This is a genomic window from Pseudomonas fluorescens Q2-87 (genome assembly GCF_000281895.1).
Taxonomy (GTDB): domain Bacteria; phylum Pseudomonadota; class Gammaproteobacteria; order Pseudomonadales; family Pseudomonadaceae; genus Aquipseudomonas; species Aquipseudomonas fluorescens_S.
The window spans coordinates 401,550-427,192 of record NZ_CM001558.1 but is presented as its reverse complement, the minus strand read 5'-3'; the positions used below and the strand labels follow the sequence as shown (position 1 = coordinate 427,192).

The window sequence follows — 25,643 nt, the reverse complement described above, 5'->3', positions numbered from 1 at the left end:
TTGGTTACTTTCGCGCTTTTTCGAAAGTGACCCGCCGTCAGGGCGGAATCCTAAGTGGCCGTTACCGAAGAAATGGATATGCACCCGGTCAACGACTATCAGGCCACCTCGCGGGCAAGCTCATTGGAACTTCGTATGTCTCAGGATTTGTGCTGCCGAACCAACCCCGCGGCCACCACCAACTCCTCCAACGCCAACAAGTCCGGCACTTTCGCCACATGTTCCCCCACCTGCACCGCCGCCTGCTCCAACCCGCACAGTGGCACGTCGACGTAGCTCAATTGGCTGTCGAGTTTGTAGGAGCGCGGGATGCCTTGCACCAGCAGTGCGATGAAGCGCAGTTCCGGGCGCCCGCCCAGTGCGTTGAGGATGACGATGCGGGCCCGCTCGCCGAGCACGGTTTTCTGGCCGCAGGCCGACTCGAAGCTCAGCAGCGGTATTTGCCGTTCGCGCCAGCTCACCCAGCCGAGGAACCACGGCGGGGTGTCCATATCAAAGGCGCTGCTCTGGTAGTCGATCAGTTCGGCCACGGCCACGTTGGGCAGGATCAGGTGCCGGTCGGCCAAGGGCAGCAGCAGGCCGGTGAGGTGGCTGGTGCGCTGGTGAAAATGCAGGTCATGCATGGGTCTTGCTCCAGCGGGCGATGCTGTCGAGCAGCACCGATTCCTGGTACGGCTTGCCCAGGTAGTCGTTGACGCCGATGGCCATGGCGCGGTCGCGGTGTTTCTGGCCGGTACGGGAGGTGATCATGATGATCGGCAGGTGCGCCAGGCGCGGGTCGTTGCGCACTTGCGTGGCCACTTCGAAGCCGTCCATGCGCGGCATCTCGATGTCCAGCAGCATCAGATCCGGGGAGTGCTCAGCCAGCAGTGCCATCGCGTCCACGCCGTCCTTGGCGGTGAGGACGTGCATGCCATGGCGTTCCAGCAGGCGGCTGGTGACCTTGCGCACCGTCACCGAGTCGTCCACCACCAGCACCAGCAACGGCCGCTGGTGCTCGCCCTCACCTTGCGCCGCCAACGGACGGCGCGGGACCTGGTGAGGCAAGGCGCGGATCGGCGCCAGCAGGTCGAGGATCAATACCACCCGGCCATCCCCCAGGATGGTCGCGCCGGATAGGCCCTGCACCGAGGAAAATTGCGGGCCGAGGCTCTTGACCACAATCTCGCGGGTCCCGGCGGTCGCGTCTACTTGCACCGCGACATGCCGCTCGTTGCACTGGATCAGCAGCACCGGCAAGGGTTGGCTCTGGCCCAGCAGTTTCGGGCGGGCGCCGGTCTTCAGCAGTTCGCCCAGGTAGCACAGTTCATAACGCTGGCCGGCATAGCTGTAGGTCGGCGGATCGAGCTGGTAATAACCGTCCAGTTCGGCGGGCAATACCCGGACGATGCTGTCGATGGTGTTCAACGGGATCGCGTACAGGTCGTCATGACACTGCACCATCAATGCCCGGTTGACCGCCACGGTGAACGGCAGGCGAATGCGAAAATGCACGCCCTGCCCGGGCGTCGAGTCGATGACCATGCTGCCGCCCAGTTGCCGCACCTCTTCATGGACCACGTCCATGCCAACGCCGCGCCCGGATATCTGAGTGATTTTTTCCGCCGTGGAGAACCCCGGCTGGAGGATGAACTGCAACACATCACGGTCGCTGATGTCGCTGTCCGGCGTCAGCAGGCCGCGCTTGATCGCCTTGCGCCGCACCGCCTCCAAGGGCACACCGGCGCCGTCGTCGCGGATGTCGAAAATGATGTCGCCGCCTTCCCGGGACAGGTCAAGGCTGATGCGTCCCCGGGCCGGCTTGCCGGCGGCGATACGCACATCGGCCGGCTCCAGGCCGTGGTCGACGGCGTTGCGCAGCATGTGTTCCAACGGCGCGGCCATGCGTTCGAGCACGTTGCGATCCATCTCGCCCTCGGCATTGCCGACCACGAATTCCACGTCCTTGCCAAGCTCCTGCGCCACCTGCCGGACGATACGCTTGAGGCGCGGGAGCATGCGCTCGAACGGAACCATGCGCGTACGCATCAGCCCTTCCTGGAGCTCGGTGTTGATGCGTCCTTGCTGTTGCAGCAGGTTCTCGGCGTCGTGGTTGCCGCGATCGAGGGTTTCCTTCAGGTCGAGCAGGTCCGAGGCGGACTCGAACAGCGCCCGGGACAACTGCTGCAACTGGGAATGCCGGTCCATCTCCAACGGGTCGAACTCTTCGTAGCCCAGGCGCTCGGCCTCAACCTGCTGGCGGCTGAGAATCCGCCCCTGGGTTTCGGTATCCAGGCGCCGCAACTGGTCGCGCATACGCTCGATGGTGGTTTCCATCTCGCTCAGGGCCACACGGGCGTCGTTGACCTGCTGTTCGATACGCCCACGGAAGATCGACGTCTCGCCGGCCAGGTTCACCAGGTCGTCGAGCAGCTCGGCGGAGACCTTGACCATGTCGGCACCGTCGCTGGGAACCGCCGGCTCGGTTCTGGCGGGCGTCGGCGTCGGGGGCGCAGAGACCGGTTCAGGGACCGCGACGGCTTGAGGCGTTTCAGGCTCCTGCGGATGATTCACCGCCTGGATCTGCGTGATCAGCCGATCAGCCAACGGGCACGGTTGCCCGGCGCGCACCGCGTCGAGCATCTGCGCCAATCGGTCATGGCTGCTTTGCAGCAAGGTGAACAATGCCGGACTCGGTTGCAGCAGCCCCGCCGACAGGCCTTCGTAAAGGTTCTCCAGTTCATGGGCGAGGTCACCGATGGGCCCGATTTCCACCATTCGCGCACCGCCCTTGAGCGTGTGCAAATCTCGCAGGAGGGTTTCCACGGCCTGGCGATTCGACGGTTCCGCCTGCCAGCGCAGCAACGCCGCACTGGAGCTGTCGAGGATGTCGAAGCCCTCTTCGAGGAAGATTTCAAGCAGCTCCGGGTCGTGACCGGCCGCATCGCCCTGGGCCGTCCCGGCGGCGTCGATGGCACTGGGTTGGTCCTGACGAAACCGGCGTATGGCATCGATCAATGCAACGGGATCGCCCAACGGCTGGCCCTGCTGCAATTGCCCAAGCAGCAGGTCCAGGCGCTCGTGGCTGCTGTTGAGCAGTTGCGCCAGTTCCTCGCTGTGGCTGTAACGGCGATCCACCAGGCCTTCGTAGAGGTTTTCCAGTTCCTGGGCCAGGTCGCTCACGGGGCGCACGCCCGCCATCCGCGCCCCGCCCTTGAGGGTGTGCAAATCCCGCTGCAACGAAGACAGCGGCGCGCCGTTGTCCGGATCGGCCAGCCAACGTTGCAACGCCTGGGCAGCGCTTTCGAGAATGTCCTGGGCTTCTTCGAGGAAGATCGCGGCAATATCATCGTCCACCGACGTGTCGGCGGGGGCTTCACGTTCAAGCTCAGCGGTGGCATTGCCCAGCTCGCGGATACTCAGGGTGCGGCTGCCGTCGCTGCGGATCAGACCGGTGGCCGCCGGATCGAGACTGGCCTCAAGCAGGCTGCGCAAGGCTTGTACCCGTTCGGGCTGCGGGCGCACATGCTGCCCGGCTGCCAGTTCATCGAGCATGTCGATAAGTGCTTCATGGGCGCGCTGCGCCTCTTGGAAAAACCCGTCGCTGACCGCCAGGCTGCTTTCTTCCACCGCGCCGTAGAGATCCAGCAAGGCTTCGCAAAGCTCGTCCACCGGATGCAAGTCGGCCAAATGCGCGCCTTCACCCAGGGTGGTCAGCTCATCCAGCAGCGCACTCAATTCCTGGCCTTCGCCGGGATGCTGCTGCCAGCGCTGCAACAGGCTTTCGGCGTCCAGCAGGATGTCCATGCCCTGGGCGAGGAAGTTGTTGATCAGTTGCGGATCACGCTTGGTCCGCAGCCCTTTGTCCGGTGTGCTGAGGGCCGCTTGCAGACGCTCGGCCAACTGAGCCTGGGCGCGGCGAATCAGGTCCTCGGCGCCGGGGATCGCTGCCAGTGGCTCGTTGTGCAGTTGCCGCAGCCCCAGCCGCAGCAGACCCTCGGCTTCCAGTAGCAGGTCGATTTCATCCAGATCGAGGGCGATCAGGTGCGCCTTGTACTCCCGGGCCAGGTCGTCCATCGCCCCGGCCAACTCGGCGATCGGTAGCACCCCGGCCATCGATGCACTGCCCTTGAGGGTGTGCAAGGCCCGCTGCAACTCATCGCTGGCCTGCAGCGGCAAGTGGTCGGCGGCCTGCTCAAGAAAATGATTGAGACTGGCCAGGTGGCCCTGGGCTTCGTTGCCGAAGATTTTCAATAACAAGGGATCGAGGGCGGCGACATCCTGCTCGTCGTCATCCTCTTCATCGTTGCCCTTGGCGAGGGCATGGGCGCGGGCGGCCAGCCGATCGACGTCGTCGCGTTGGCGCTGCTGGCTGTCGGCGAATTCGGCCACCAGGGCCGGCAGCAATTGCACCGTGTCCGCGATCAACTGGCGAACCGTCGCGCCCGCTTCGACGCTGTGCTCCAGCACCCGGTTGAGCAGGTTTTCCATGGCCCAGGCCAGTTCACCCAGCACCAATGCGCGCACCATCCGGCCACTGCCCTTGAGGGTGTGGAACGCCCGGCGCAGCTCGCCCAGGGCGTCATGATCGTCGGGATGGGCGTTCCAGCGCGGCAGGTACTCACGCAGGACGTCCAGCACCTCGGCGGTTTCCTCGAGGAAGACTTCGCGCAACTCATCGTCCACCGGGTGCTCATCCGTCGGTGGCGGCAGCAGGCTGCCCGGGGTATTGCGGGCCGGCGGGTTCACCGCCGAGACCGGACTGGCCAGCACTTGGGCGAGGGACTGCACCGTCTGCGGGTCATTCAGCTCCTGCAAGTCGTGCATGACCTGGGCCTCATTGGGGCTCAGCACATCGTCGAGCAACGGAACCCGCGCTTCGTCAGGGAAATAACCGAGGGCCGCCAGGCTCCGTTCGACGCCATCGAGCAAAGGCTCACCGGGGGTTTCCGGATCCTCGCTCAGCCGTTCCAGGTAATATTCGAGGCCGGTAATCACATCGGCCAGATGATCGAGTTCCTCCCAGCCTGGCTGGGCATGTTCCAGCAGCAGATGCTCGCGGATGAAACCGTTGCAAGCCTCCACCAGCCCGGCGGCGCGGCCCAGCGGGATCATCGCCAACGCGCCACGGACCTGGGTCAGCAGTGCCGGCAAGGGCTCCAACTGTTCGCTGTTCCAGTCAGCGTCGATGTAATCGACGATCATGTCCTTGGCCTGCTGCAAGCAGGTGTGGGCCTCCTTGATGACGATCTGGTGGATCTGGGTCAGGTCGGTGGTGGGCAGTTGGGTGTCTTCGCGGCTTTCGGGCTCGACGGTGCCGACCATGCCGGCCAGGGTCGCCTCGACATACAGCAAGGCGCCGGCGACATCCATCAGGGTCGCGTCATCCGGCTCGCGCTGGCCCTGGGCGAGGCTCAGCACCACCGCCAATTGGTCGATGATGACTTTGCGCGGCTGGCCGAAACCGAGCACCGCCAGGGTATCGGCGATCTGCCGCAAGGGCGCCAGCAGGCTGTCCAGCTCCGAGGCGTGCTGACGGTCGCTGCGCACGAACAGGTCGAGGCGTTCCTTGACCCGCACCAGTTCTTCACAGAGCGCGGTGAGCACCGAGCGCATGGCATCGCGGTCGGGCCCGGCCAGGCGCGCGCGTTCTTCGTCGACCATGGCGCTGTCAGGCAGCGCGTCGTCCAGTGAGTAGCGTTCTTTCATGATGTGCATCTGCCCGCTGGGATGTTCGGCCTTGGCAATATAGAACAACAAGCTCTTGAGCAGGTGGGGCGGTGCCGGTTGATTGATGCCTGACATGCCCTGGTCGAGCAAGCGCTTGAGTTCCTTGTCGGCTTCCTTGAACAGGCTGCGCAGCGCCGGGCTGTTGGCGATGCGCCCTTCACGCATGCCTTCGACCAGTGCCGAAGCCACCTGCCACAGCTCATTGAGCGGCGCTGCGGCGCACAGGCCCTCGAGGCGGTGGAAGACCTTGGCCAGGTAACCGAGATGGGTCGCATCGTCCTGTTCGCGCAGCAGGCCCGCCAGTGCCACTTGCAGGGTCTGGCGCAATTTGCGCAACGTGTTCGGCAGATCCGGCGGTTCGAGGCGCTTTAGGGCCTCGTCCTGGAGCGGCGCAATGTCGGGCAGCTCGGGACTGAACAGGCTGGTCTCCGACAACAGGCTCTCGCCCCGGGCACTGCGCAGGTCGTTGATCAGCGGCAGCACCACCAGCGGCAGGTCACGACGGGCGCTTTGTATGCGGTCCAGGTAGATCGGCAACTGGCCCAGGGCCTGGCTCAACAGGCTGATGGCTTCGTCACGATGGGCGATGCGGTTGTCTTGCAGGGCAGCGCACAGTTGCTCCATTTCCTCGGCCAGCAACGCCGCGCCGTAGAATTCGATCATCTGCAGGCCGCCGTGCACCTGGTGAATGCAGGCCAGGCATTGCCCAAGGGCATCCGCTGCCTGCGGATCGTCCAGCAGGCGGTTGAGGGCCAGATGGGCCTGCTTCAGCGTTTCGGCAATCTCGCCCTTGACCCATTCCAGGGCCACATAGTCGTGCCGATCACCCATAACCACTCCAAATCAAAGTCGTATGCCTGGGGCACGGACGAGAACCCCGTGGCGAGGGAGCTTGCTCCCGTTTGAGCGCGCAGCGCTCACACAATCTCTGGGGCGGCTGCGCCACCCAGCGGGAGCAAGCTCCCTCGCCACACGCTTGCACCAGGTAAATCCCCTTCCTGCCGGTCAGTCACCCTTTGTTCTCTTCAACCACCGGCCCCGCCGGCAAGGTAAACCCGGACACCGAGCGGCGTAGCTGGCTGGCCATTTTTGCCAGGTTGCCAATGCTTTCGGCGGTGGCGGTGGAGCCGGACGAGGTCTGCGTGGTGATTTGCTGGATCACATTCATGGTCAACGAAATCTGCCCCGCCGAGCTGGTCTGTCGCTGCGCCGCGTTGGAGATGCTCTGGATCAGCGCCGCCAGGGTCTTGGACACGCCTTCGATTTCTTCCAGGGCGACGCCGGCGTCCTGGGCCAGGCGAGCACCGCGCACCACTTCCGTGGTGGTCTGCTCCATGGAAATCACCGCCTCGTTGGTGTCGGCCTGGATCGCCCGCACCAGGGTTTCGATCTGCCGGGTCGCCGCTGAAGAGCGCTCCGCCAGCCGCTGCACTTCATCGGCCACCACTGCGAACCCGCGCCCGGCATCACCGGCCATGGACGCCTGAATGGCGGCATTGAGGGCCAGGATGTTGGTCTGGTCGGCGATGTCGTCGATCAGGCTGACAATGTCGCCAATTTCCTGGGACGACTCGCCCAGGCGCTTGATGCGCTTGGCGGTGTCCTGGATCTGCTCGCGAATGTTGTCCATGCCATGAATGGTGTTGTGCACCACCTCGTTGCCCTTGTTGGCGATCTCCACCGAACGCTCGGCCACCGCCGACGACTCGGCGGCATTGGCCGATACCTGGTCGATGGACTGGGCCATCTCATTGATTGAAGCCGATGCTTCGGAAATTTGCTGGGCCTGATGCTCGGATGCCTGGGCCAGGTGCATCGCCGTGGCCTGGGTTTCCTGCACGGCAGCGGCGACCTGGCCGGCGGTGAGGTTGATGGTCGCCACCAGGTCGCGCAATTGATCCACCGAGTAGTTGATGGAGTCGGCGATGGTGCCGGTGAAGTCCTCGGTGACCGAAGCGGTAACGGTCAGGTCGCCGTCGGCCAGGTCTTCGATTTCGTCCAGGAGCCGCATGATCGCGTTCTGGTTGCGCTCGTTCTTCTCTGCGGTTTCGCGCAGTTGGCGATTGGTTTCACGGACCATCACCAAGCCGATCAGGATGATCGACATCAGCGCCAGCAGGCCCAGTACGTAGCCGCCGATGGTGTTGACGGAGCGTCCGCCGGCCAGGTTCTCGAAGGCCGTGGCCAGGTGCGAAGCCTCGTCGAGCAGGGTCTGCGACAGGTTGAAGATATTGCCGGCCGACTCACGAACCTTGAACAGCTCCGGGGAGGTTTCGAGGATTTCATCCACCGAACCGGAGACGAATTCGAAAAGCTCGCTGATTTCAGTCAGGCGCGCCCGGGCATCGCGGTCCTGGACCTGGGAGATCTTCAAGGTCGGGTCACCTTGCAGCATGCCGTTGAGCACCTGGCCGAACCGGGCGGCGTCGCGGCCAAAGGTGTCGGCGGCCTGGCTGGCGTTTTCATCGCCGGCCAGCACGGTATTCACCGCGCCTAGAATCCGCTCGGCCAGCAGCGACTGGCGCTGGGCCATGGCGACCTGGGCGGCAGGCGCGCCGCGTTGCAGGAGGATCTCGACGACTTTTTCGTATTCGACCTGCAATTGCGGCACGGTTTCGGCCAGGGTGGCCGCCACCTGGTGCAGCGACAGCACGGTTTGTTCGCTGGACAGGATCGCATCGGTGTTCTGCAGCAGCCGTTCCCAATCCAATTGCACCGCGCGCATTTGCGGGCGCAGGGTGGCGGGCGCCGGTGGCAGGCCGGTCACCGGGTCACCCTGCTTCAGGTAGCCCCAACGCTGGGCAAAATCATTGCGCGCGTCGCTCAGCAACTTGAAGGCCGCAGGCTTGCCGGCGGCGGCCTCGGTGGCGTTCTTGGCGATGCGCTGGGAAAGCACCCGCAATTCACCGGCGTGACCGATGTACTGTTTGTCGTAAGTGGACTGGGTGTTGAGGTAAGCGAAGTTGGCGAACAGCAGCACGATGAAGATGATCAATGCGACGAACAGCACGATGATCTGCGAACGACTGCGCGACGCTTCCAGTGGCTTGCCTGTTTTTGCCTTGATCATCGATTCTCGCCTGTACTGCCCAATCAACTCACTGCGTTAACAGTGGGGGGCCACTGCCTTGCTTACCTGTCAGACCGAGTCGCCGCCTTCGCGAGCAAGCCCGCTCCCACATCTATCTGCGGTGAACTCAAACCTTGTGAGCACCACAGATCCAATGTGGGAGCGGGCTTGCCCGCGAAGAGGCCAGCCCGTTCACTCGAGCTTTTTCGTCAAACAGCTACATCCATGAACCCCGGTGACCGCGTCAACGCAAACGGGCTGAATACCTGCCACGCCTGCTCACCCCGGAACTGCCCTTTGACGAAGGCTGACTCCGGGCCGTCGAGGTCGTCGACCAGCGTCGGCTCCAGGCTATCCTGGGCGAAATGCTGCAGCCCGAGGACTTCGTCCACCAGCAATCCGGCGAACACCTCGTCGCGATCCACCACCAACACGCGTCGCTGTTTGCGCACCGTCGACAGTTCATGGCCGAAAAAACCGCACAGGTCCATCAACGGCAACAATCGCCCCCGCAGGTTAGCCACGCCACGGACCCATGGCTTGACCCCGGGCAACTGTGTGTAACGTGGCTCGTGCAGCACTTCGCTGACTTCGCCCATGGGCGCCACGTACCAGTGTTCGCCCAGGCGAAAGCCGATGCCGCTCCAACTGTCGCGGTGGGTCGGCTGCGAAGGCAGGTCCGCCCCCAGCAACCGGCAACGCCGATCGATCTGCAGCAGCAGCTCGAATGCGGTCAGGGACTGGCTCATGGCCGCGCCGTCAACCCGCCAGCACTTTGTTCAGGGTCGCGATCAGGGTTTCTTCGTCCACCGGTTTGGTCAGGTAATCCTTCGCACCCTGGCGCGTGCCCCAGACCTTGTCGGTTTCCTGATCCTTGGTGGTGATGATGATCACCGGGATGTGCCCGGTGTCCGGGTCCTTGGTCAACTGGCGTGTGGCCTGGAAACCGTTGAGGCCCGGCATGACGATATCCATCAGCACGGCGTCGGGTTTTTCCTGGCGAGCCAGGGCCACGCCATCGGCGCCATTTTCGGCCTTAAGGACCTGGTGGCCGTGCTTTTCCAGCATGCCGGTCAGTTTGTACATTTCGGTCGGTGAGTCATCGACGATCAGGATACGTGCCATGGTGTTCCCCATTTTTCTTGACCCCAGGCCCATTGGCCGAGCGTCATTAATATGCCTGGTGCGGCTGGACAGCGGCAAAGCCCGGGACATGGGCCTGTATCGCCCCCAGCAGTTCTTCCTTGCTGAACGGTTTGGTCAAAAACTGATCGGAGCCGACGATGCGCCCCTTGGCCTTGTCGAACAGGCCGTCCCGGGACGACAGCATGATCACCGGCGTGGCCTTGAATGCGCTGTTGTTCTTGATCAGGGCACAGGTCTGGTAGCCGTCCAGGCGCGGCATCATGATGTCGACAAAGATGATGCCCGGCTGATGGTCGGCAATCTTGGCCAGGGCATCGAAGCCGTCGACCGCCGTGATCACCTCGCAGCCCACGTTGCGCAGCAAGGTTTCGGCGGTGCGGCGGATGGTCTTCGAGTCGTCGATGACCATGACCTTCAAGGCGCTGGGTTGCTGTTGCGTAGGATGCTCTGCCATTGCCGCTGCGGACCGGTTTTTATCGCTTAAGAGTGAACGACAGCGCAAACCCTTGATGTTCAAGGCCCGCACGTCACATGGCAGCCTTTTTAGCACAGTCTCCATCGCCGATCTATCGGCCGCTCGGCGCGGCGGTTTTTCCTTGACCGCCAATCTTCCGGGCGCCACTCTGACGCCACTTTTTCACGCCATTTGTGCCCACCACATTTTCGAGGAACCAAGCCATGAGCGTACGCGTCGGCATTGTCATGGACCCTATCGCCAGCATTTCCTATAAAAAGGATAGCTCGCTGGCCATGCTGCTGGCCGCTCAAAAGCGCGGCTGGGAGCTGTTCTACATGGAGCAGCGCGACCTCTACCAGGCCGAAGGCCAGGCGCGGGCGCGGATGAAACCATTGAAGGTCTTCGCCAACCCCGAGAAGTGGTTCGAGCTGGGCGAGGAAAGCGATGCGCTGCTGAGCGATCTGGATGTGATCCTGATGCGCAAGGATCCGCCGTTCGACATGGAATTCGTGTACTCCACCTACCTGCTGGAGCAGGCTGAAAACGCCGGCGTGCTGGTGGTCAACAAACCCCAGAGCCTGCGCGACTGCAATGAAAAGCTGTTCGCCACGCTGTTCCCGCAGTGCACGCCGCCGACCATCGTCAGCCGTCGCCCGGACGTGTTGCGCGAATTCGCCGACCATCACGGCGACGTGATCCTCAAGCCCCTGGACGGCATGGGCGGTTCCTCGATCTTCCGGCACACCGCCGGCCACCCGAACCTGTCCGTGATCCTGGAAACCCTGACCCTGCATGGCAAGCAGCAAATCATGATCCAGGGTTACCTGCCGGCCATCGTCGATGGCGACAAGCGCATCCTGATGATCGACGGTGAGCCAGTGGACTATTGCCTGGCGCGCATCCCGGCCGCCGGCGAAACCCGCGGCAACCTGGCGGCGGGTGGCCGTGGCGAAGCGCGTCCGTTGACCGACAAGGACCGCTGGATCGCCGCCCAGGTCGGCCCGACCCTGCGTGAGAAAGGCCTGTTGTTCGTGGGCCTGGACGTGATTGGCGAGCACCTGACGGAAATCAACGTCACCAGCCCGACGTGCATCCGCGAGATCGACAACGCCTTTGGCACCGACATTGGCGGCATGCTGATGGATGCGATAGAGAAGCAGCTGCAAGCTATAAGCTTCAAGCGGCAAGTTTGATACGGACGACATACAGCTTGTCACTTGCAGCTTGAAGCTTGCAGCTAAAAACCAACATTGCGTTATCATGCCGGGCCTGAAAAACGCGATGTTGGTTTTGCTGCCATGACACTCCCGTCCGATCTGCCTCTAGAGCTCGCCCATCGTGGCGTGCGCCCGGCTGATCGCCTCGGTTTTACCCTGTTCCTGGCGGCTTTGATCCACCTGGCCTTGCTGCTGGGCGTCGGGTTTGCCACGGTCGAACCCAAGCAGATCAGCCAGACCCTGGAAATCACCCTGGCGACCTTCAAGAGCGAAACCAAGCCGGCAAAGGCGGATTTCCTGGCCCAGGACAACCAGCAAGGCAGTGGCACCCTGGAAAAGAAGGCGATCCCCAAGACCACCGAGATCGCGCCATTCCAGGACAACACGGTACAGAAAGTCACCCCGCCGCCGGCAGCCAAGCCCGAGGTCCAGGAAACGGCGCCCAAGGCGGCCGTGACCACTGTGGCGCCGAAGCCGAAAAAAGCCCCGGTCAAGGAAGAGGTCAAGCCCGACCCCAAGCCCAAGGCGCCTGCCCCGAGCTTCGACAGCTCACAATTGTCCAGCGACATCGCCAGCCTGGAAGCCGAACTGGCCCAGGAGCAACAGCTCTACGCCAAGCGCCCGCGCATCCATCGCCTGAGCGCCGCTTCGACCATGCGCGACAAGGGTGCCTGGTACAAAGATGAGTGGCGCAAGAAAGTCGAGCGCATCGGCAACCTCAATTACCCCGACGAAGCACGCCGCAAGCAGATCTACGGCAACCTGCGGCTAATGGTCTCGATCAACCGCGACGGCTCGCTGTATGAAGTGCTGGTGCTCGAATCCTCCGGCCAGCCACTGCTGGACCAGGCCGCCCAGCGGATCGTGCGTCTGGCGGCCCCATTCGCGCCGTTTACCGGGGACTTGTCGGACATCGACCGACTGGAAATCATCCGCACCTGGAAGTTTGCCCGGGGCGATCGGCTGTCCAGTAACTGAGCCATGTAGATAGCCTGAGCCTGCCGCGGATCCCCTGTGGGAGTGGGCTTGCCCGCGAAGGCGGCGGTCCTGCCACAGGAGATCCATCGGATGTGCTGGCGCCTTCGCGAGCAAGCTCGCTCCCACATTTGATCGGTGTCGCCCACCAGATCGAGGCATTTCCTGCGCATCCCCAGCTTGTCAGTTCGGCCCTGCGCCGCCACACTAGCGCCTATGAAAAACGTCAGCCCCACCTACCTCAAGCATCAATTCCTGATTGCCATGCCGCACATGGCCGATCCGAACTTTGCCCACACCTTGACCTACATCGTCGAGCACACGGCCAATGGGGCCATGGGGCTGGTGGTCAATCGCCCGCAGGAACTGAACCTGGCGGACATTCTTGAGCAACTGCGCCCCGATGTAGAACCGCCACTCCTGTGCCAGCACGTACCGATCTTCATTGGCGGCCCGGTGCAGACCGATCGCGGCTTCGTTCTCCATCCGTCGGGCCCTAAATACCAAGCCACGGTAGACCTCAACGGCGTGTCGCTGTCGACTTCGCAGGACGTGCTGTTCGCCATCGCCGACGGTGTCGGCCCGGAAAAAAGCCTGATTGCCCTCGGCTATGCCGGCTGGGAACCTGGGCAACTGGAAGCCGAACTGGCCGACAACGCCTGGCTGACCTGCCCGTTCGACGCCGACATCCTGTTCAACACCAGCAGCGAACTGCGCCTGGAAGCTGCGGCCAGTCGGTTGGGGGTCAACCTCAGCCTGCTCACCAGCCAGGCGGGACACGCCTGATGGCCCTGCGCCTGCTGCTGGGCTTCGACTACGGCACCAAACAGATCGGCGTGGCGGTCGGCCAGGTCATTACTGGCCAGGCCCGCGAATTGTGCACATTGAAGGCGCAGAACGGCGTTCCGGACTGGAACCAGGTCGAAGCGCTGATCAAGGAATGGAAACCCGATGCCGTGGTGGTCGGCCTGCCATTGAATATGGACGGCACACCCAGCGACATGTGCCTGCGCGCTGAAAAATTCGCCCGCCGGCTCAACGGCCGCTACAACCTGCCCTTCTATACCCATGACGAACGCCTGACCACCTTCGAGGCCAAGGGCGAGCGCCTGGTGCGTGGCGGGCAGAAAGGCAGTTACCGCGATAACCCGGTGGACGCCATCGCCGCCGCCCTGCTGCTGCAAGGCTGGCTCGATGCCAACGCCGCCCTGTTCGAAACCTGATTTTTTGAAAGCGCCGCAAGGCGCTTTCTCTTAGCGATAGACCGCGCCACCCACCCCGGCCCGGGAACCTGAAGGAGCCAGCATGAGCCTGCCCAATCCTGCCGAACTGATCAGCCAGATGGCGATTCGTCTTACGGCACACCTGGAACAACGCGGCATCAGCGAACCGCGCTACATCGGCATTCGCACCGGTGGCGTCTGGGTCGCCCAGGCCTTGCTCGAAGAATTGGGCAGCCCATCGCCGTTGGGCACCCTGGACGTGTCTTTCTACCGCGACGACTTCAGCCAGAACGGCCTGCACCCGCAAGTACGCCCGTCGGCCCTGCCTTTCGAGATCGAAGGCCAGCACCTGGTGCTGATCGACGACGTACTGATGAGCGGCCGGACCATCCGCGCCGCCATGAACGAACTGTTCGACTACGGCCGCCCGGCCAGCGTGACGCTGGTCTGCCTGCTGGACCTGGACGCCGCCGAGCTGCCGATCCGCCCGAACGTGGTCGGCGCAACCTTGACGCTGGCCGCCCATGAGCGGGTCAAGCTCTCCGGACCGTCGCCGCTGCAACTCGAACTGCAAGACCTTGCCCTTTAACTGCCCTTGTAAGAGTCCATCGCGATGACGCCTCTCGAAACCAAGCGCCCGCTGCAGCTCAACGATCAGGGCCAGCTGCGGCACTTCCTGTCCCTCGACGGCCTGCGCCGCGAGCTGCTGACGGAAATCCTCGACACCGCCGACTCGTTCCTCGAAGTCGGTGCCCGGGCGGTGAAGAAAGTCCCGTTGCTGCGCGGCAAGACCGTGTGCAACGTGTTCTTCGAAAACTCCACCCGCACCCGCACCACCTTCGAACTGGCGGCCCAGCGCCTGTCGGCGGACGTGATCACCCTCAACGTGTCCACATCCTCGGCAAGCAAGGGTGAAACCCTGCTCGACACCCTGCGCAACCTCGAAGCCATGGCCGCCGACATGTTCGTCGTGCGTCACGGTGATTCCGGCGCGGCGCACTTCATCGCCGAGCATGTGTGCCCGCAAGTGGCGATCATCAACGGTGGCGACGGCCGTCACGCCCACCCGACCCAGGGCATGCTCGACATGCTGACCATCCGTCGGCACAAGGGCAGCTTCGAAAACCTCTCGGTGGCCATCGTCGGCGACATCCTGCACTCGCGGGTAGCCCGTTCGAACATGCTGGCCCTCAAGACCCTCGGCTGCCCCGACATCCGCGTGATCGCGCCGAAAACCCTGCTGCCCATCGGCGTCGAGCAATACGGGGTGAAGGTCTACACCGACATGACCGAAGGCCTGAAAGATGTGGACGTGGTGATCATGCTGCGCCTGCAGCGCGAACGCATGACCGGCGGCCTGCTGCCCAGCGAAGGCGAGTTCTACCGCCTGTTCGGCCTGACCACCGCCCGCCTGGCCGGCGCCAAGCCGGATGCCATTGTCATGCACCCCGGGCCGATCAACCGCGGCGTGGAGATCGAATCGGCGGTGGCCGACGGGCCGCATTCGGTGATCCTCAACCAGGTCACCTACGGCATCGCCATCCGCATGGCCGTGCTGTCCATGGCCATGAGCGGGCAAACGGCCCAGCGCCAATTCGACCAGGAGAACGCCCAGTGAAGCTCAGCATTCTCGGCGCACGCGTGATCGATCCAGCCAGTGGCCTGGATCAAGTGACCGACATTCATATCGATGCCTGCAAAATCGTCGCCCTGGGCGCCGCACCGACCGGTTTCGTAGCTGCCGAAGTCCTCGACGCCCAAGGGCTCGTGGCCGCCCCCGGCCTAGTGGACCTGAACGTTGCGCTGCGCGAACCCGGCTACAGCCGCAAAGGCAGCATCGTCAGCGAAACCCGCGCCGCCGCTGCCGGTGGCGTGACCAGCCTGTGCTGCCCGCCACAGACCAAACCGGTGCTGGATACCTCGGCCGTGGCCGAACTGATCCTCGACCGCGCCCGTGAAGCCGGCAACACCAAGGTCTTCCCGATCGGTGCCTTGAGCAAAGGCCTCGATGGCGAGCAGCTGGCCGAGCTCATCGCCCTGCGTGACGCCGGGTGCGTGGCGTTCGGCAACGGCCTCAACAGCTTTCGCAACACCCGTACCCTGTGCCGCGCCCTGGAATACGCAGCGACCTTCGGCCTCACGGTGATCTTCAACTCCCAGGATCACGATCTAGCCGAAGGTGGCCTGGCCCACGAAGGCCCCACCGCCAGTTTCCTCGGTCTGCCGGGCATTCCGGAAACCGCCGAGACCGTGGCCCTGGCGCGGGATCTGCTGCTGGTAGAGCAAAGCGGCGTGCGCGCGCATTTCAGCCAACTGACCAGCGCCCGCGGTGCGGCACTGATTGCCCAGGCCCAGGCCCGCGGGTTGCCGGTGACCGCCGACGTAGCGCTGTACCAACTGATCCTGACCGACGAAGCGCTGATCGATTTCAACAGCGTCTATCACGTCCAGCCGCCACTGCGCACCCGCGCCGACCGCGATGGCTTGCGCGCAGCCGTGAAGTCCGGGGTGATCTCAGCCATCTCCAGCCATCACCAACCCCACGAGCGCGATGCCAAGCTGGCACCGTTCGGGGCCACCGAGCCGGGCATCAGTAGTGTCGAGCTGCTGCTGCCGCTGGCGCTGACGCTGGTGGAAGACGGTTTGCTGGACTTGCCGACCCTGCTGGCACGCCTGAGCGCCGGCCCGGCCCAGGCGCTGCAACTACCCGCTGGGAAACTGGCGGTTGGCGCAGCGGCGGACCTGGTGCTGTTCGATCCCTCAGCTTCCACCGTCGCGGGTGAAACCTGGCGCTCCAAGGGCGACAACTGCCCGTTCCTGGGCCACAGCTTGCCGGGTGTGGTGCGCTACACCTTGATGGACGGGCGGATCACTCACCAGGCTTGATACCTCGGCGACTGCTTCGCGAGCAAGCCCGCTCCCACACTGGATCTTCAGTGATCACATGTTTTGTGAACGCCTCGGATCAAATGTGGGAGCGGGCTTGCTCGCGAATGCAGGCGACTGGATCGCCCCGTCTTACCGAAAAGCCCCCCGCTTCTGCGCATTGCGAATCGAGACCTGATCGTTCAGCGTCCAGAAGTCATACAGCACCCCCAGGAAAAACACCCCGCCGGTCAGCAGGTAAATAATCCCGCTGAGCCATTTGCCCTGGTACATGCGGTGCACGCCCAGCACGCCGAGAAACGTCAGCAGGATCCACGCCACGGTGTATTCGATCGGCCCCGGAGTGAAGCGCAGATCGGCTTCGCGGTCCATGGCCGGGATCAGGAACAGGTCGATCAGCCAGCCAATGCCCAACAGGCCGAAGGTGAAGAACCAGATCGTGCCGGTGACGGGCTTGCCGTAATAAAAACGATGGGCACCGGTGAAACCGAAAATCCAGAGCAGATACCCGATGACTTTGCTGTGGGTATCGGAGCTCGTGTCCTGTTGATAGCTGTTCATGGAGAGTCTCTTTTGCCTCGATAGATAAATTTTTTCGGACTTTTTGTGACTTTTTTGTGTCTCGCCGACAAGCGGTCCTGGACCAACCGAATCGATGAAAGCCCCGTGACACAGGGGCTGTGTCGGACAATCGGGGCAATTTGTCGCATTTATAGGGATTTGACGCTGGGTTTCGAATCGACAAACGGCCTCGGAAAGGCAAAAAAAGCTGTTATAAAGTTGCGCGCTAACCTTTAAGAGCCCTGCCTAATGCGTCCATTTTTCAAGACATGGCTAACCATTTGCCTATTATTGCCACTGGCCGCCCACGCCACCAATCGTGAGCAACGTCTTCCCAACGTCAACGGCTTTACCCCTAAATCCCACGTTTCTGCTCCTTCGAGCAAGAACAAGCAAAACACCCAGCGCTCGGGTACTGCCAACAGCGCGCTGGTTGCGCCGATGGCGACCAAAGCGAGCAGCAACGTATTGAGCCGCGCGGTGAACGTCCTCGGTACACCCTATCGTTGGGGCGGCAGCAGCCCAAGTAAAGGCTTCGATTGCAGCGGACTGGTGAAATACGCCTTCAATGATGCGACTTTCGATCTGCCGCGCACCTCCAACGCCATGGCCGCCGGCCACGGCGAGAAGGTCGAGCGCAAGGATCTCAAGCCCGGCGACCTGATCTTCTTCAAGCTCAAGAGCCGCCGGGTCAACCACGTAGCCATCTACCTGGGCAACGACCGTTTCATCCACGCCCCGCGCCGTGGCAAGTCGGTGACCATCGACACCTTGAACAAACCGTACTGGGACACCCATTACGTGGTTGCCAAGCGGGTCTTGCCGAAAGAACCGGCGGCGATGCGGGTTGTGCAGCGCTGATCCGAACCGTACACGGCCTTGTGGCGAGGGAGCTTGCTCCCGCCGGGTGGCGCAGCCGCCCCAAACAGACCAATGATCTCCCTGGACCCAATCATTTTGGGTCCGCTTCGCGGCCCAGCGGGAGCAAGCTCCCTCGCCACAAGAGCTCCCTCTTTCCCGCTAAAAGTTATCCGGCGTCCGCGCCTTCTCCCGCGCATGTTCGCGGCTGATCAGGCCCTTGTTCACCAGGTCCTTCAAGCACATGTCCAGGGTCTGCATCCCCAGCGAGCCACCGGTCTGGATCGATGAATACATCTGCGCGATCTTGTCTTCGCGGATCAGATTGCGGATGGCCGAGGTGCCCAACATGATTTCATGGGCCGCGACCCGCCCGCCGCCGATCTTCTTGACCAGCGTCTGGGAAATCACCGCCTGCAACGACTCCGACAGCATCGAGCGCACCATCGACTTCTCATCGCCCGGGAACACGTCCACCACCCGGTCGATGGTCTTGGCCGCCGACGTGGTATGCAGGGTGCCAAATACCAAGTGGCCGGTTTCGGCAGCGGTCAACGCCAGGCGGATAGTCTCCAGGTCGCGCATTTCCCCCACCAGGATTACGTCGGGATCCTCCCGCAGGGCCGAGCGCAAGGCGGTGGAGAAGCTTTGCGTGTCGCGGTGCACTTCGCGCTGATTGATCAGGCATTTGCGCGGCTCGTGGACAAATTCGATCGGGTCTTCAATGGTGAGGATGTGGTGGTGTTTATGGCTGTTCAGGTGATCGATCATCGCCGCGAGGGTGGTGGACTTGCCTGAGCCGGTTGGCCCGGTCACCAGCACAAGGCCGCGAGCTGCTTCGGTCACCTTGCGAAATACCTCGCCCATCCCCAGGTCTTCCATGGTCAGGACCTTCGAGGGAATGGTCCGGAACACGGCACCCGCACCGCGATTCTGATTGAAGGCGTTGACCCGAAACCGCGCGATGCCCGGTACGTCAAAAGAAAAATCGGTTTCAAGAAACTTCTCGTAATCTACCCGTTGCCGGTCGTTCATGATGTCGAAGATCAACTCATGGACCTGCTTGTGGTCCAGCGCCGGCAGGTTGATCCGCCGCACATCGCCATCCACGCGGATCATGGGCGGCAGCCCGGCGGACAGGTGCAGGTCCGACGCCCCCTGTTTGGCGCTGAACGCCAGCAGTTCAGTGATATCCATAGCGCTCCTCAATTCCAGTAGAATGCCGCGAACCTCACCGCTGGCGCTTCTTTATGTCCACCATAGCAGACAACATCGTTCAGGTTAGATCCCGCATCCGCGCTGCGGAGCAGGCCGCCCAGCGTGCCGAACACAGTGTCCAGCTGCTGGCCGTGAGCAAGACCAAACCCGCCCAGGCCCTGCGCGAAGCCTATGCCGCCGGCTTGCGGGACTTCGGTGAGAACTACCTGCAAGAGGCGCTTGGCAAACAGGTCGAACTGACCGACCTGCCCTTGATCTGGCACTTCATCGGCCCCATTCAATCGAACAAGACGCGCGCGATCGCTGAACATTTCGACTGGGTGCACTCCGTGGATCGCTTGAAAATTGCACAGCGCCTGTCCGAACAACGGCCGGCCGACCTGGCGCCGCTGAATATCTGCATACAGGTCAATGTCAGCGGTGAAGCCAGCAAATCCGGCTGCACCCCGGCAGACCTGCCAGCATTGGCCAACGCCATCTGCGCCCTGCCGCGCCTGAAGTTGCGTGGGTTGATGGCGATTCCCGAACCCACCGAAGACCGCGCCGCCCAGGATGCGGCCTTCGCCGCGGTTCAACGCCTGCAAGCCAGCCTCGGACTGCCACTGGACACGCTGTCGATGGGCATGAGCCATGACCTCGAGTCGGCGATTGCCCAGGGCGCCACCTGGGTACGCATCGGCACCGCCCTGTTCGGCGCCCGCGACTACGGACAATCTTGAAACATGGCCCACTCATCTCTTTATAAGGACCTGTCATGAGCAACACGCGTATTGCCTTCATCGGCGCCGGCAACATGGCCGCCAGCCTGATCGGCGGCCTGCGGGCCAAGGGCCTGGCCGCCTTGCAGATCCGCGCCAGCGATCCGGGCGAAGAGACCCGCACCCGGGTGAGCGCCGAGCACGGCATCGAAACCTTCGCCGACAACGCCCAGGCCATCGATGGCGCGGATGTCATTGTGCTGGCGGTCAAGCCACAAGCCATGAAGACCGTGTGCCAAGCCCTTCGCCCAAGCCTCAAGCCTCATCAACTGGTGGTATCGATTGCAGCGGGCATCACCTGTGCCAGCATGAACAACTGGCTCGGCGCGCAACCCATCGTGCGCTGCATGCCCAACACCCCGGCACTGCTGCGCCAGGGCGTCAGCGGCCTGTTTGCCACCGAACAGGTGACCCGCGAACAACGCCAGCAAGCCGAAACGCTGCTGTCGGCCGTGGGCCTGGCGCTCTGGCTGGAAACCGAGCAACAGCTGGATGCGGTAACCGCGGTTTCCGGCTCGGGCCCGGCGTATTTCTTCCTGCTGATCGAAGCCATGACCGCCGCCGGCGAGAAGCTCGGCCTGCCACGGGACATCGCTGCGAAGCTGACCTTGCAGACCGCTCTCGGCGCCGCGCACATGGCAGTCTCCAGCGATGTCGACGCGGCCGAGCTGCGTCGCCGCGTGACTTCGCCGGCCGGCACCACCGAAGCGGCCATCAAATCGTTCCAGGCCGGGGGCTTCGAAGCCCTGGTGGAAAAAGCACTCGGCGCCGCCGCGCACCGCTCGGCCGAGATGGCCGAACAACTGGGCCAATAAGGAGCCATTCATGATTGGATTGAACACTGCAGCGGTCTACGTGCTGCAAACCCTCGGCAGCCTGTACCTGCTGATCGTGCTGCTGCGTTTCGTGCTGCAACTGGTGCGCGCCAACTTCTACAACCCGCTGTGCCAGTTCATCGTCAAGGCCACCCAACCGCTGCTCAAGCCCCTGCGCCGGATCATCCCCAGCCTGTTCGGCCTGGACATGTCGTCGCTGGTCCTGGCGATCCTCGTGCAATTGGCGCTGATGGCCCTGACCCTGCTGCTGACCTACGGCACCACCGGCAACCCGCTGCAACTGCTGATCTGGTCGATCATTGGCGTGACTGCACTGTTCCTGAAGATTTTCTTCTTTGCCCTGATCATCAGCGTGATCCTGTCGTGGGTCGCCCAAGGCAGCCATAACCCGGGTGCCGAACTGGTGAACCAGATCTGCGAGCCGGCCCTGGCGCCGTTCCGCCGCATCGTGCCGAACCTCGGCGGCCTGGATATCTCGCCAATCCTGGCGTTCATGGTGCTCAAGCTGATCGACATGCTGGTGATCAACAACCTGGCGGCGATGACCATGATGCCGGAAATCCTGCGCCTGCTGATCTGACCCAGGCTGCCTGATCCCTGTGGTGAGGGAGCAAGCTCCCTCACCACAAAAACGACAGCGCAGCCGTTTGCTTGCCCCCCGCCACAGCGGTCTTTAGACTTACGCCTCATTTCAACGCGAGCAGGGTCGATGCCAGCTGCCTTTCCCCCCGATTCCGTTGGTCTGGTGACGCCGCAAATGGCGCATTTCAGCGAGCCCCTGGCCCTGGCCTGCGGCCGTTCGTTGCCAGCCTATGACCTGATCTACGAAACCTACGGCACCCTCAATGCCACGGCGAGCAATGCCGTGCTGATTTGCCACGCCTTGTCGGGCCATCACCACGCCGCCGGCTACCACAGCATCGACGACCGCAAGCCGGGCTGGTGGGACAGTTGCATCGGCCCGGGCAAGCCCATCGACACCAGCAGATTTTTCGTGGTCAGCCTGAACAACCTCGGCGGCTGCAACGGCTCCACCGGCCCCAGCAGCCTCAACCCGGACACCGGCAAGCCCTTTGGCGCCGATTTCCCGGTGCTGACGGTGGAAGACTGGGTCCACAGCCAGGCTCGCCTGGCCGATCGCCTCGGCATCGGGCAATGGGCGGCAGTGATCGGTGGCAGCCTGGGCGGCATGCAGGCGCTGCAATGGACCATCACCTACCCGGACCGCGTGCGTCATTGCCTAGCCATTGCCTCGGCCCCCAAGTTGTCGGCGCAGAACATTGCGTTCAACGAAGTGGCACGCCAGGCGATTCTCACCGATCCCGAATTCCACGGCGGTTCGTTCCAGGAACATGGCGTGATCCCCAAGCGCGGCTTGATGCTGGCGCGGATGGTCGGGCACATCACCTACCTGTCCGATGATTCCATGGGCGAAAAATTCGGCCGTGGTCTCAAGAGCGAAAAGCTCAACTACGACTTCCACAGCGTCGAGTTCCAGGTGGAAAGCTACCTGCGTTATCAGGGCGAGGAGTTCTCCGGGCGGTTCGACGCCAACACCTACCTGCTGATGACCAAGGCCCTGGACTACTTCGACCCGGCGGCGAACTTCGACGATAACCTGGCGAAAACCTTCGCCAATGCCACGGCCAAGTTCTGCGTGATGTCGTTTACCACCGATTGGCGCTTCTCCCCGGCCCGCTCGCGGGAACTGGTGGATGCGCTGATGGCTGCGCGCAAGGATGTCTGCTACCTGGAAATCGACGCGCCCCAGGGCCACGACGCCTTTTTGATCCCGATCCCGCGCTACCTGCAGGCGTTCGGCAACTACATGAACCGTATAACGCTGTGAGGACGCCATGAGAGCCGATCTGGACATCATCCAGGAATGGATCCCCGCCGGCAGCCGCGTGCTCGACCTGGGTTGCGGCAACGGCGAACTGCTGACCTGGCTGCGCGATAACAAGCAGGTCAGCGGCTATGGCCTGGAAAACGACCCGCAGAACATTGCCGAGTGCGTCGCCAAGGGCATCAACGTCATCGAGCAGGACCTGGACAAGGGCCTGGGCAACTTCGCCAGCAACAGCTTCGACATCGTGGTCATGACCCAGGCCCTGCAAGCGGTGCATTATCCGGACAAGATCCTCGACGAAATGCTGCGGGTCGGGCGCCAGTGCATCATCACCTTTCCCAACTTCGGGCATTGGCGCTGCCGCTGGTACCTGGCGAGCAAGGGCCGCATGCCGGTATCGGAATTCCTGCCCTATACCTGGTACAACACGCCAAACATCCACTTCTGTACGTTTGAGGACTTCGAGGCGCTGTGCCGCGAGCGGGAAGCCAAGGTCATCGACCGCCTGGCGGTGGACCAGCAGCATCGCCACGGGTGGGCCAGCAAGCTTTGGCCTAACCTGTTAGGTGAGATAGGCATCTATCGGGTCAGCAGCCCAGGCCTCAGCGATTACCAGGTCGCGGTGTGAACCCCGGCCTCATCAGGAGCACGACATGAAACGTCTAGCGTTGTTTCTCATCACCGCTTGCCTGGGCGCCGGCGTCATGGCCGCCGATGCCATCAAGGGCGAGCGCAAGGAAGTGTTCGGCGACGTCACCGTGCACTACAACACCTTCAATTCCACTTACCTGACGCCGGATATCGCCAAGGCCGCCGAGCTGATCCGCAGCAAGAGCCAGGGCGTTATCAACGTTTCGGTGATCAAGTCCGGCAAGCCATTGGTCGCTGACGTCAGCGGCACGGTGAAAGACCTCACCAGCCAGAGCGTGCCATTGAAATTCAAGCAGGTGGTGGAGCAAGACGCGATCTACTACATCGCCCAATACCCGGTGAACCAGCAGGAAACCCGCACCTTCGAGATCAAGGTGCAGACCGGCGACAAGATCAACACCCTCAACTTCAACCAGGAACTGTTCCCCGGCGAATGATGAACTTCACCCAACTCGTACTCGCCAGCCACAACGGCGGCAAACTCAAGGAACTCCAGGCCATGCTCGGTGGCTCGGTGCAGTTGCGCTCGATTGGCGAATTCAGCCAGGTCGAACCTGAAGAGACCGGTCTGTCATTCGTCGAGAATGCCATCCTCAAGGCGCGCAACGCTGCGCGCATCTCGGGCCTGCCGGCGTTGGCCGACGACTCCGGGCTGGCGGTGGACTTCCTGGGTGGCGCGCCGGGCATTTATTCGGCCCGCTACGCCGACGGCAAAGGTGACGCGGCGAACAATGCCAAGCTGCTCGAAGCCCTCAAGGACGTGCCTGAAGCCGAACGCGGCGCGCAGTTCGTGTGCGTCCTGGCCCTGGTGCGGCATGCCGATGATCCGCTGCCGATCCTCTGCGAAGGTTTGTGGCACGGGCGCATCCTCACCGAGGCCAGTGGCGAGCACGGTTTCGGCTACGACCCGCTGTTCTGGGTGCCGGAACGCAATTGCTCCAGCGCCGAGCTCGGCCCGGTGGAAAAAAACCAGCTGAGCCACCGCGCCCGGGCCATGGTCCTGCTGCGTCAGCGCCTGGGTCTGCAATGACCGATGACGCTCCAGCCCCGCTGATTCACGGCGGAGCACAAACGCCTCGGGCGCCGCTGCCGGTGCTGCCGCCCCTGGCGCTGTATGTCCACATCCCCTGGTGCGTGCGCAAATGCCCGTATTGCGACTTCAATTCCCACACCGCCAGCGCGCAACTGCCGGAAGAGGAGTACGTCGACGCCTTGCTGGCCGACCTTGACCAGGACCTGCACGGGGTGCATGGACGCGCGTTGAGCTCGATCTTCTTCGGCGGCGGCACCCCCAGCCTGTTCAGCGCCCAGGCCCTGGGCCGGTTGCTCAAAGGTGTCGAGGCACGAATCGCCTTCGCCCCGGATATCGAAATCACCCTGGAAGCCAACCCCGGCACCTTCGAGCAGGAAAAATTCGTGGCCTACCGGGCGCTGGGGATCAACCGCCTGTCCATCGGCATCCAGAGTTTCCAGCAGGCCAAGCTCGAGGCCCTGGGCCGGATCCATAACGGTGACGAGGCGATACGCGCCGCCGGCATGGCTCGCCAGGCCGGCTTCGATAACTTCAACCTGGACTTGATGCATGGCCTGCCCGATCAGTCCCTCGACGATGCCCTGGGCGATCTGCGCCAGGCCATCGCCTTGAAGCCAACGCACCTGTCCTGGTACCAGCTGACGCTGGAGCCGAATACGGTGTTCTGGAACCAACCGCCGACCCTGCCCGAAGACGACACGCTCTGGGACATCCAGGAAGCCGGTCAAGCGCTGCTGGCCGAGCACGGCTACGCCCAGTACGAAGTCTCGGCGTATGCCCAGCCCGGCAGGCCGGCGCGGCATAACCTCAATTACTGGAGCTTCGGCGACTTCATCGGCATCGGTGCCGGCGCCCATGGCAAGCTCAGTCATCCGGACGGACGCATCGTTCGCACCTGGAAGACCCGCCTGCCCAAGGATTACCTCAACCCGGCCAAACGTTTCCTGGCCGGCGAGAAAGCCCTGGCCAACGAAGAGCTGCCATTCGAGTTCTTGATGAACGCCCTGCGCCTGACCGAAGGCGTGGAAGCGCGGCTCTACCCCGAGCGCACCGGGCTGCCCCTGGAAAGCCTGGCCGAAGGCCGGCGCGAGGCCGAACAAAGCGGTTTGTTGCAGGTCGAACCGACACGTCTGGCAGCCACCGAGCGCGGACAATTGTTTCTCAACGACTTGCTGCAAACATTCTTGAGCTGATCA

At 63.1% G+C, this 25,643-nt stretch carries 24 protein-coding genes; 16 read left to right on the top strand and 8 right to left on the bottom strand.

Annotated elements, in window-relative coordinates; translation table 11 throughout:
* Nucleotides 1–140: 140 nt before the first annotated feature.
* The 6 genes from PFLQ2_RS25395 to PFLQ2_RS25420 form a co-directional block, all read right to left on the bottom strand.
* The gene (locus tag PFLQ2_RS25395; RefSeq protein WP_003177506.1) at nucleotides 141–623 is read right to left on the bottom strand and encodes a chemotaxis protein CheW; all 483 of its coding nucleotides are present in this window, start codon (nucleotides 621–623) and stop codon (nucleotides 141–143) included.
* Nucleotides 616–6,540 (bottom strand): Hpt domain-containing protein, encoded by a 5,925-nt coding sequence (locus PFLQ2_RS25400; RefSeq protein WP_003177505.1) that lies wholly within the window; start codon nucleotides 6,538–6,540, stop codon nucleotides 616–618. Before PFLQ2_RS25400 ends, PFLQ2_RS25395 begins: the two co-directional genes overlap by 8 nt.
* A gap of 178 nt (nucleotides 6,541–6,718) precedes the next feature.
* Nucleotides 6,719–8,779: a methyl-accepting chemotaxis protein gene (locus tag PFLQ2_RS25405; RefSeq protein ID WP_003177504.1), complete on the bottom strand. Its 2,061-nt coding sequence runs from the start codon at nucleotides 8,777–8,779 to the stop codon at nucleotides 6,719–6,721.
* A gap of 209 nt (nucleotides 8,780–8,988) precedes the next feature.
* Nucleotides 8,989–9,528 (bottom strand): chemotaxis protein CheW, encoded by a 540-nt coding sequence (locus PFLQ2_RS25410; protein ID WP_003177503.1) that lies wholly within the window; start codon nucleotides 9,526–9,528, stop codon nucleotides 8,989–8,991.
* A 10-nt stretch (nucleotides 9,529–9,538) separates the two neighbouring features.
* A complete protein-coding gene (pilH, locus tag PFLQ2_RS25415) occupies nucleotides 9,539–9,904 on the bottom strand; it encodes a twitching motility response regulator PilH (RefSeq protein WP_003177502.1) in 366 nt (121 codons plus the stop codon).
* A 46-nt stretch (nucleotides 9,905–9,950) separates the two neighbouring features.
* Nucleotides 9,951–10,379, bottom strand: a complete 429-nt coding sequence (locus PFLQ2_RS25420; RefSeq protein ID WP_003177501.1) for a response regulator — start codon at nucleotides 10,377–10,379, stop codon at nucleotides 9,951–9,953.
* Between the two features lie 224 nt (nucleotides 10,380–10,603).
* On the opposite strand from PFLQ2_RS25420, the gene gshB reads away from it, so the two are divergent.
* The 7 genes from gshB (at nucleotide 10,604) to PFLQ2_RS25455 (ending at nucleotide 16,683) form a co-directional block, all read left to right on the top strand.
* A complete protein-coding gene (gene gshB / locus PFLQ2_RS25425) occupies nucleotides 10,604–11,575 on the top strand; it encodes a glutathione synthase (RefSeq protein WP_003177500.1) in 972 nt (323 codons plus the stop codon).
* Nucleotides 11,576–11,680: 105 nt separating this feature from the next.
* Nucleotides 11,681–12,577 carry an energy transducer TonB gene (locus PFLQ2_RS25430; RefSeq protein WP_003177499.1) on the top strand — a complete coding sequence of 299 codons (897 nt, stop codon included), beginning with the start codon at nucleotides 11,681–11,683 and terminating at the stop codon, nucleotides 12,575–12,577.
* A gap of 213 nt (nucleotides 12,578–12,790) precedes the next feature.
* Nucleotides 12,791–13,360 carry a YqgE/AlgH family protein gene (locus PFLQ2_RS25435; protein WP_003177498.1) on the top strand — a complete coding sequence of 190 codons (570 nt, stop codon included), beginning with the start codon at nucleotides 12,791–12,793 and terminating at the stop codon, nucleotides 13,358–13,360.
* Nucleotides 13,360–13,797, top strand: coding sequence for a Holliday junction resolvase RuvX (gene ruvX / locus PFLQ2_RS25440; RefSeq protein WP_003177497.1), 438 nt, complete (start codon nucleotides 13,360–13,362; stop codon nucleotides 13,795–13,797). The genes PFLQ2_RS25435 and ruvX overlap by 1 nt, the downstream gene beginning before the upstream one ends.
* Nucleotides 13,798–13,879: 82 nt before the next feature.
* Nucleotides 13,880–14,386: a bifunctional pyr operon transcriptional regulator/uracil phosphoribosyltransferase PyrR gene (gene pyrR, locus PFLQ2_RS25445; protein ID WP_003177496.1), complete on the top strand. Its 507-nt coding sequence runs from the start codon at nucleotides 13,880–13,882 to the stop codon at nucleotides 14,384–14,386.
* 24 nt (nucleotides 14,387–14,410) lie between these two features.
* Nucleotides 14,411–15,415 (top strand): aspartate carbamoyltransferase catalytic subunit, encoded by a 1,005-nt coding sequence (locus tag PFLQ2_RS25450; RefSeq protein ID WP_003177495.1) that lies wholly within the window; start codon nucleotides 14,411–14,413, stop codon nucleotides 15,413–15,415.
* Nucleotides 15,412–16,683: a dihydroorotase gene (locus PFLQ2_RS25455; RefSeq protein WP_003177494.1), complete on the top strand. Its 1,272-nt coding sequence runs from the start codon at nucleotides 15,412–15,414 to the stop codon at nucleotides 16,681–16,683. Before PFLQ2_RS25450 ends, PFLQ2_RS25455 begins: the two co-directional genes overlap by 4 nt.
* 132 nt (nucleotides 16,684–16,815) lie before the next feature.
* On the opposite strand, the gene PFLQ2_RS25460 is transcribed toward PFLQ2_RS25455, so the two are convergent.
* On the bottom strand, nucleotides 16,816–17,244 hold the full coding sequence (locus PFLQ2_RS25460) for an NINE protein (protein ID WP_003177493.1): 429 nt from the start codon (nucleotides 17,242–17,244) through the stop codon (nucleotides 16,816–16,818).
* A 249-nt stretch (nucleotides 17,245–17,493) separates the two neighbouring features.
* Here PFLQ2_RS25460 and PFLQ2_RS25465 point away from each other — a divergent pair, with 249 nt between their 5' ends.
* Nucleotides 17,494–18,105 (top strand): C40 family peptidase, encoded by a 612-nt coding sequence (locus tag PFLQ2_RS25465; RefSeq protein WP_003177492.1) that lies wholly within the window; start codon nucleotides 17,494–17,496, stop codon nucleotides 18,103–18,105.
* 159 nt (nucleotides 18,106–18,264) lie between these two features.
* On the opposite strand, the gene PFLQ2_RS25470 is transcribed toward PFLQ2_RS25465, so the two are convergent.
* A complete protein-coding gene (locus PFLQ2_RS25470) occupies nucleotides 18,265–19,299 on the bottom strand; it encodes a type IV pilus twitching motility protein PilT (protein ID WP_003177491.1) in 1,035 nt (344 codons plus the stop codon).
* Nucleotides 19,300–19,352: 53 nt separating this feature from the next.
* Between PFLQ2_RS25470 and PFLQ2_RS25475 the strand changes: the two genes are divergently transcribed.
* The 8 genes from PFLQ2_RS25475 (at nucleotide 19,353) to hemW (ending at nucleotide 25,640) form a co-directional block, all read left to right on the top strand.
* Nucleotides 19,353–20,039 carry a YggS family pyridoxal phosphate-dependent enzyme gene (locus PFLQ2_RS25475; protein ID WP_003177490.1) on the top strand — a complete coding sequence of 229 codons (687 nt, stop codon included), beginning with the start codon at nucleotides 19,353–19,355 and terminating at the stop codon, nucleotides 20,037–20,039.
* 35 nt (nucleotides 20,040–20,074) lie between these two features.
* A complete protein-coding gene (gene proC / locus PFLQ2_RS25480; RefSeq protein WP_003177489.1) occupies nucleotides 20,075–20,893 on the top strand; it encodes a pyrroline-5-carboxylate reductase in 819 nt (272 codons plus the stop codon).
* Between the two features lie 10 nt (nucleotides 20,894–20,903).
* The gene (locus tag PFLQ2_RS25485; protein WP_003177488.1) at nucleotides 20,904–21,494 is read left to right on the top strand and encodes a YggT family protein; all 591 of its coding nucleotides are present in this window, start codon (nucleotides 20,904–20,906) and stop codon (nucleotides 21,492–21,494) included.
* 129 nt (nucleotides 21,495–21,623) lie between these two features.
* Nucleotides 21,624–22,763, top strand: coding sequence for a homoserine O-succinyltransferase MetX (gene metX, locus PFLQ2_RS25490; RefSeq protein WP_003177487.1), 1,140 nt, complete (start codon nucleotides 21,624–21,626; stop codon nucleotides 22,761–22,763).
* A gap of 7 nt (nucleotides 22,764–22,770) precedes the next feature.
* Nucleotides 22,771–23,391, top strand: a complete 621-nt coding sequence (gene metW / locus PFLQ2_RS25495; protein ID WP_003177486.1) for a methionine biosynthesis protein MetW — start codon at nucleotides 22,771–22,773, stop codon at nucleotides 23,389–23,391.
* Nucleotides 23,392–23,416: 25 nt separating this feature from the next.
* The gene (locus tag PFLQ2_RS25500; RefSeq protein ID WP_003177485.1) at nucleotides 23,417–23,851 is read left to right on the top strand and encodes a DUF4426 domain-containing protein; all 435 of its coding nucleotides are present in this window, start codon (nucleotides 23,417–23,419) and stop codon (nucleotides 23,849–23,851) included.
* Nucleotides 23,848–24,444 carry an RdgB/HAM1 family non-canonical purine NTP pyrophosphatase gene (gene rdgB / locus PFLQ2_RS25505; protein ID WP_003177484.1) on the top strand — a complete coding sequence of 199 codons (597 nt, stop codon included), beginning with the start codon at nucleotides 23,848–23,850 and terminating at the stop codon, nucleotides 24,442–24,444. The genes PFLQ2_RS25500 and rdgB overlap by 4 nt, the downstream gene beginning before the upstream one ends.
* Nucleotides 24,441–25,640 (top strand): radical SAM family heme chaperone HemW, encoded by a 1,200-nt coding sequence (gene hemW / locus PFLQ2_RS25510; protein WP_003177483.1) that lies wholly within the window; start codon nucleotides 24,441–24,443, stop codon nucleotides 25,638–25,640. The genes rdgB and hemW overlap by 4 nt, the downstream gene beginning before the upstream one ends.
* The last annotated feature ends 3 nt before the right edge of the window (nucleotides 25,641–25,643 follow it).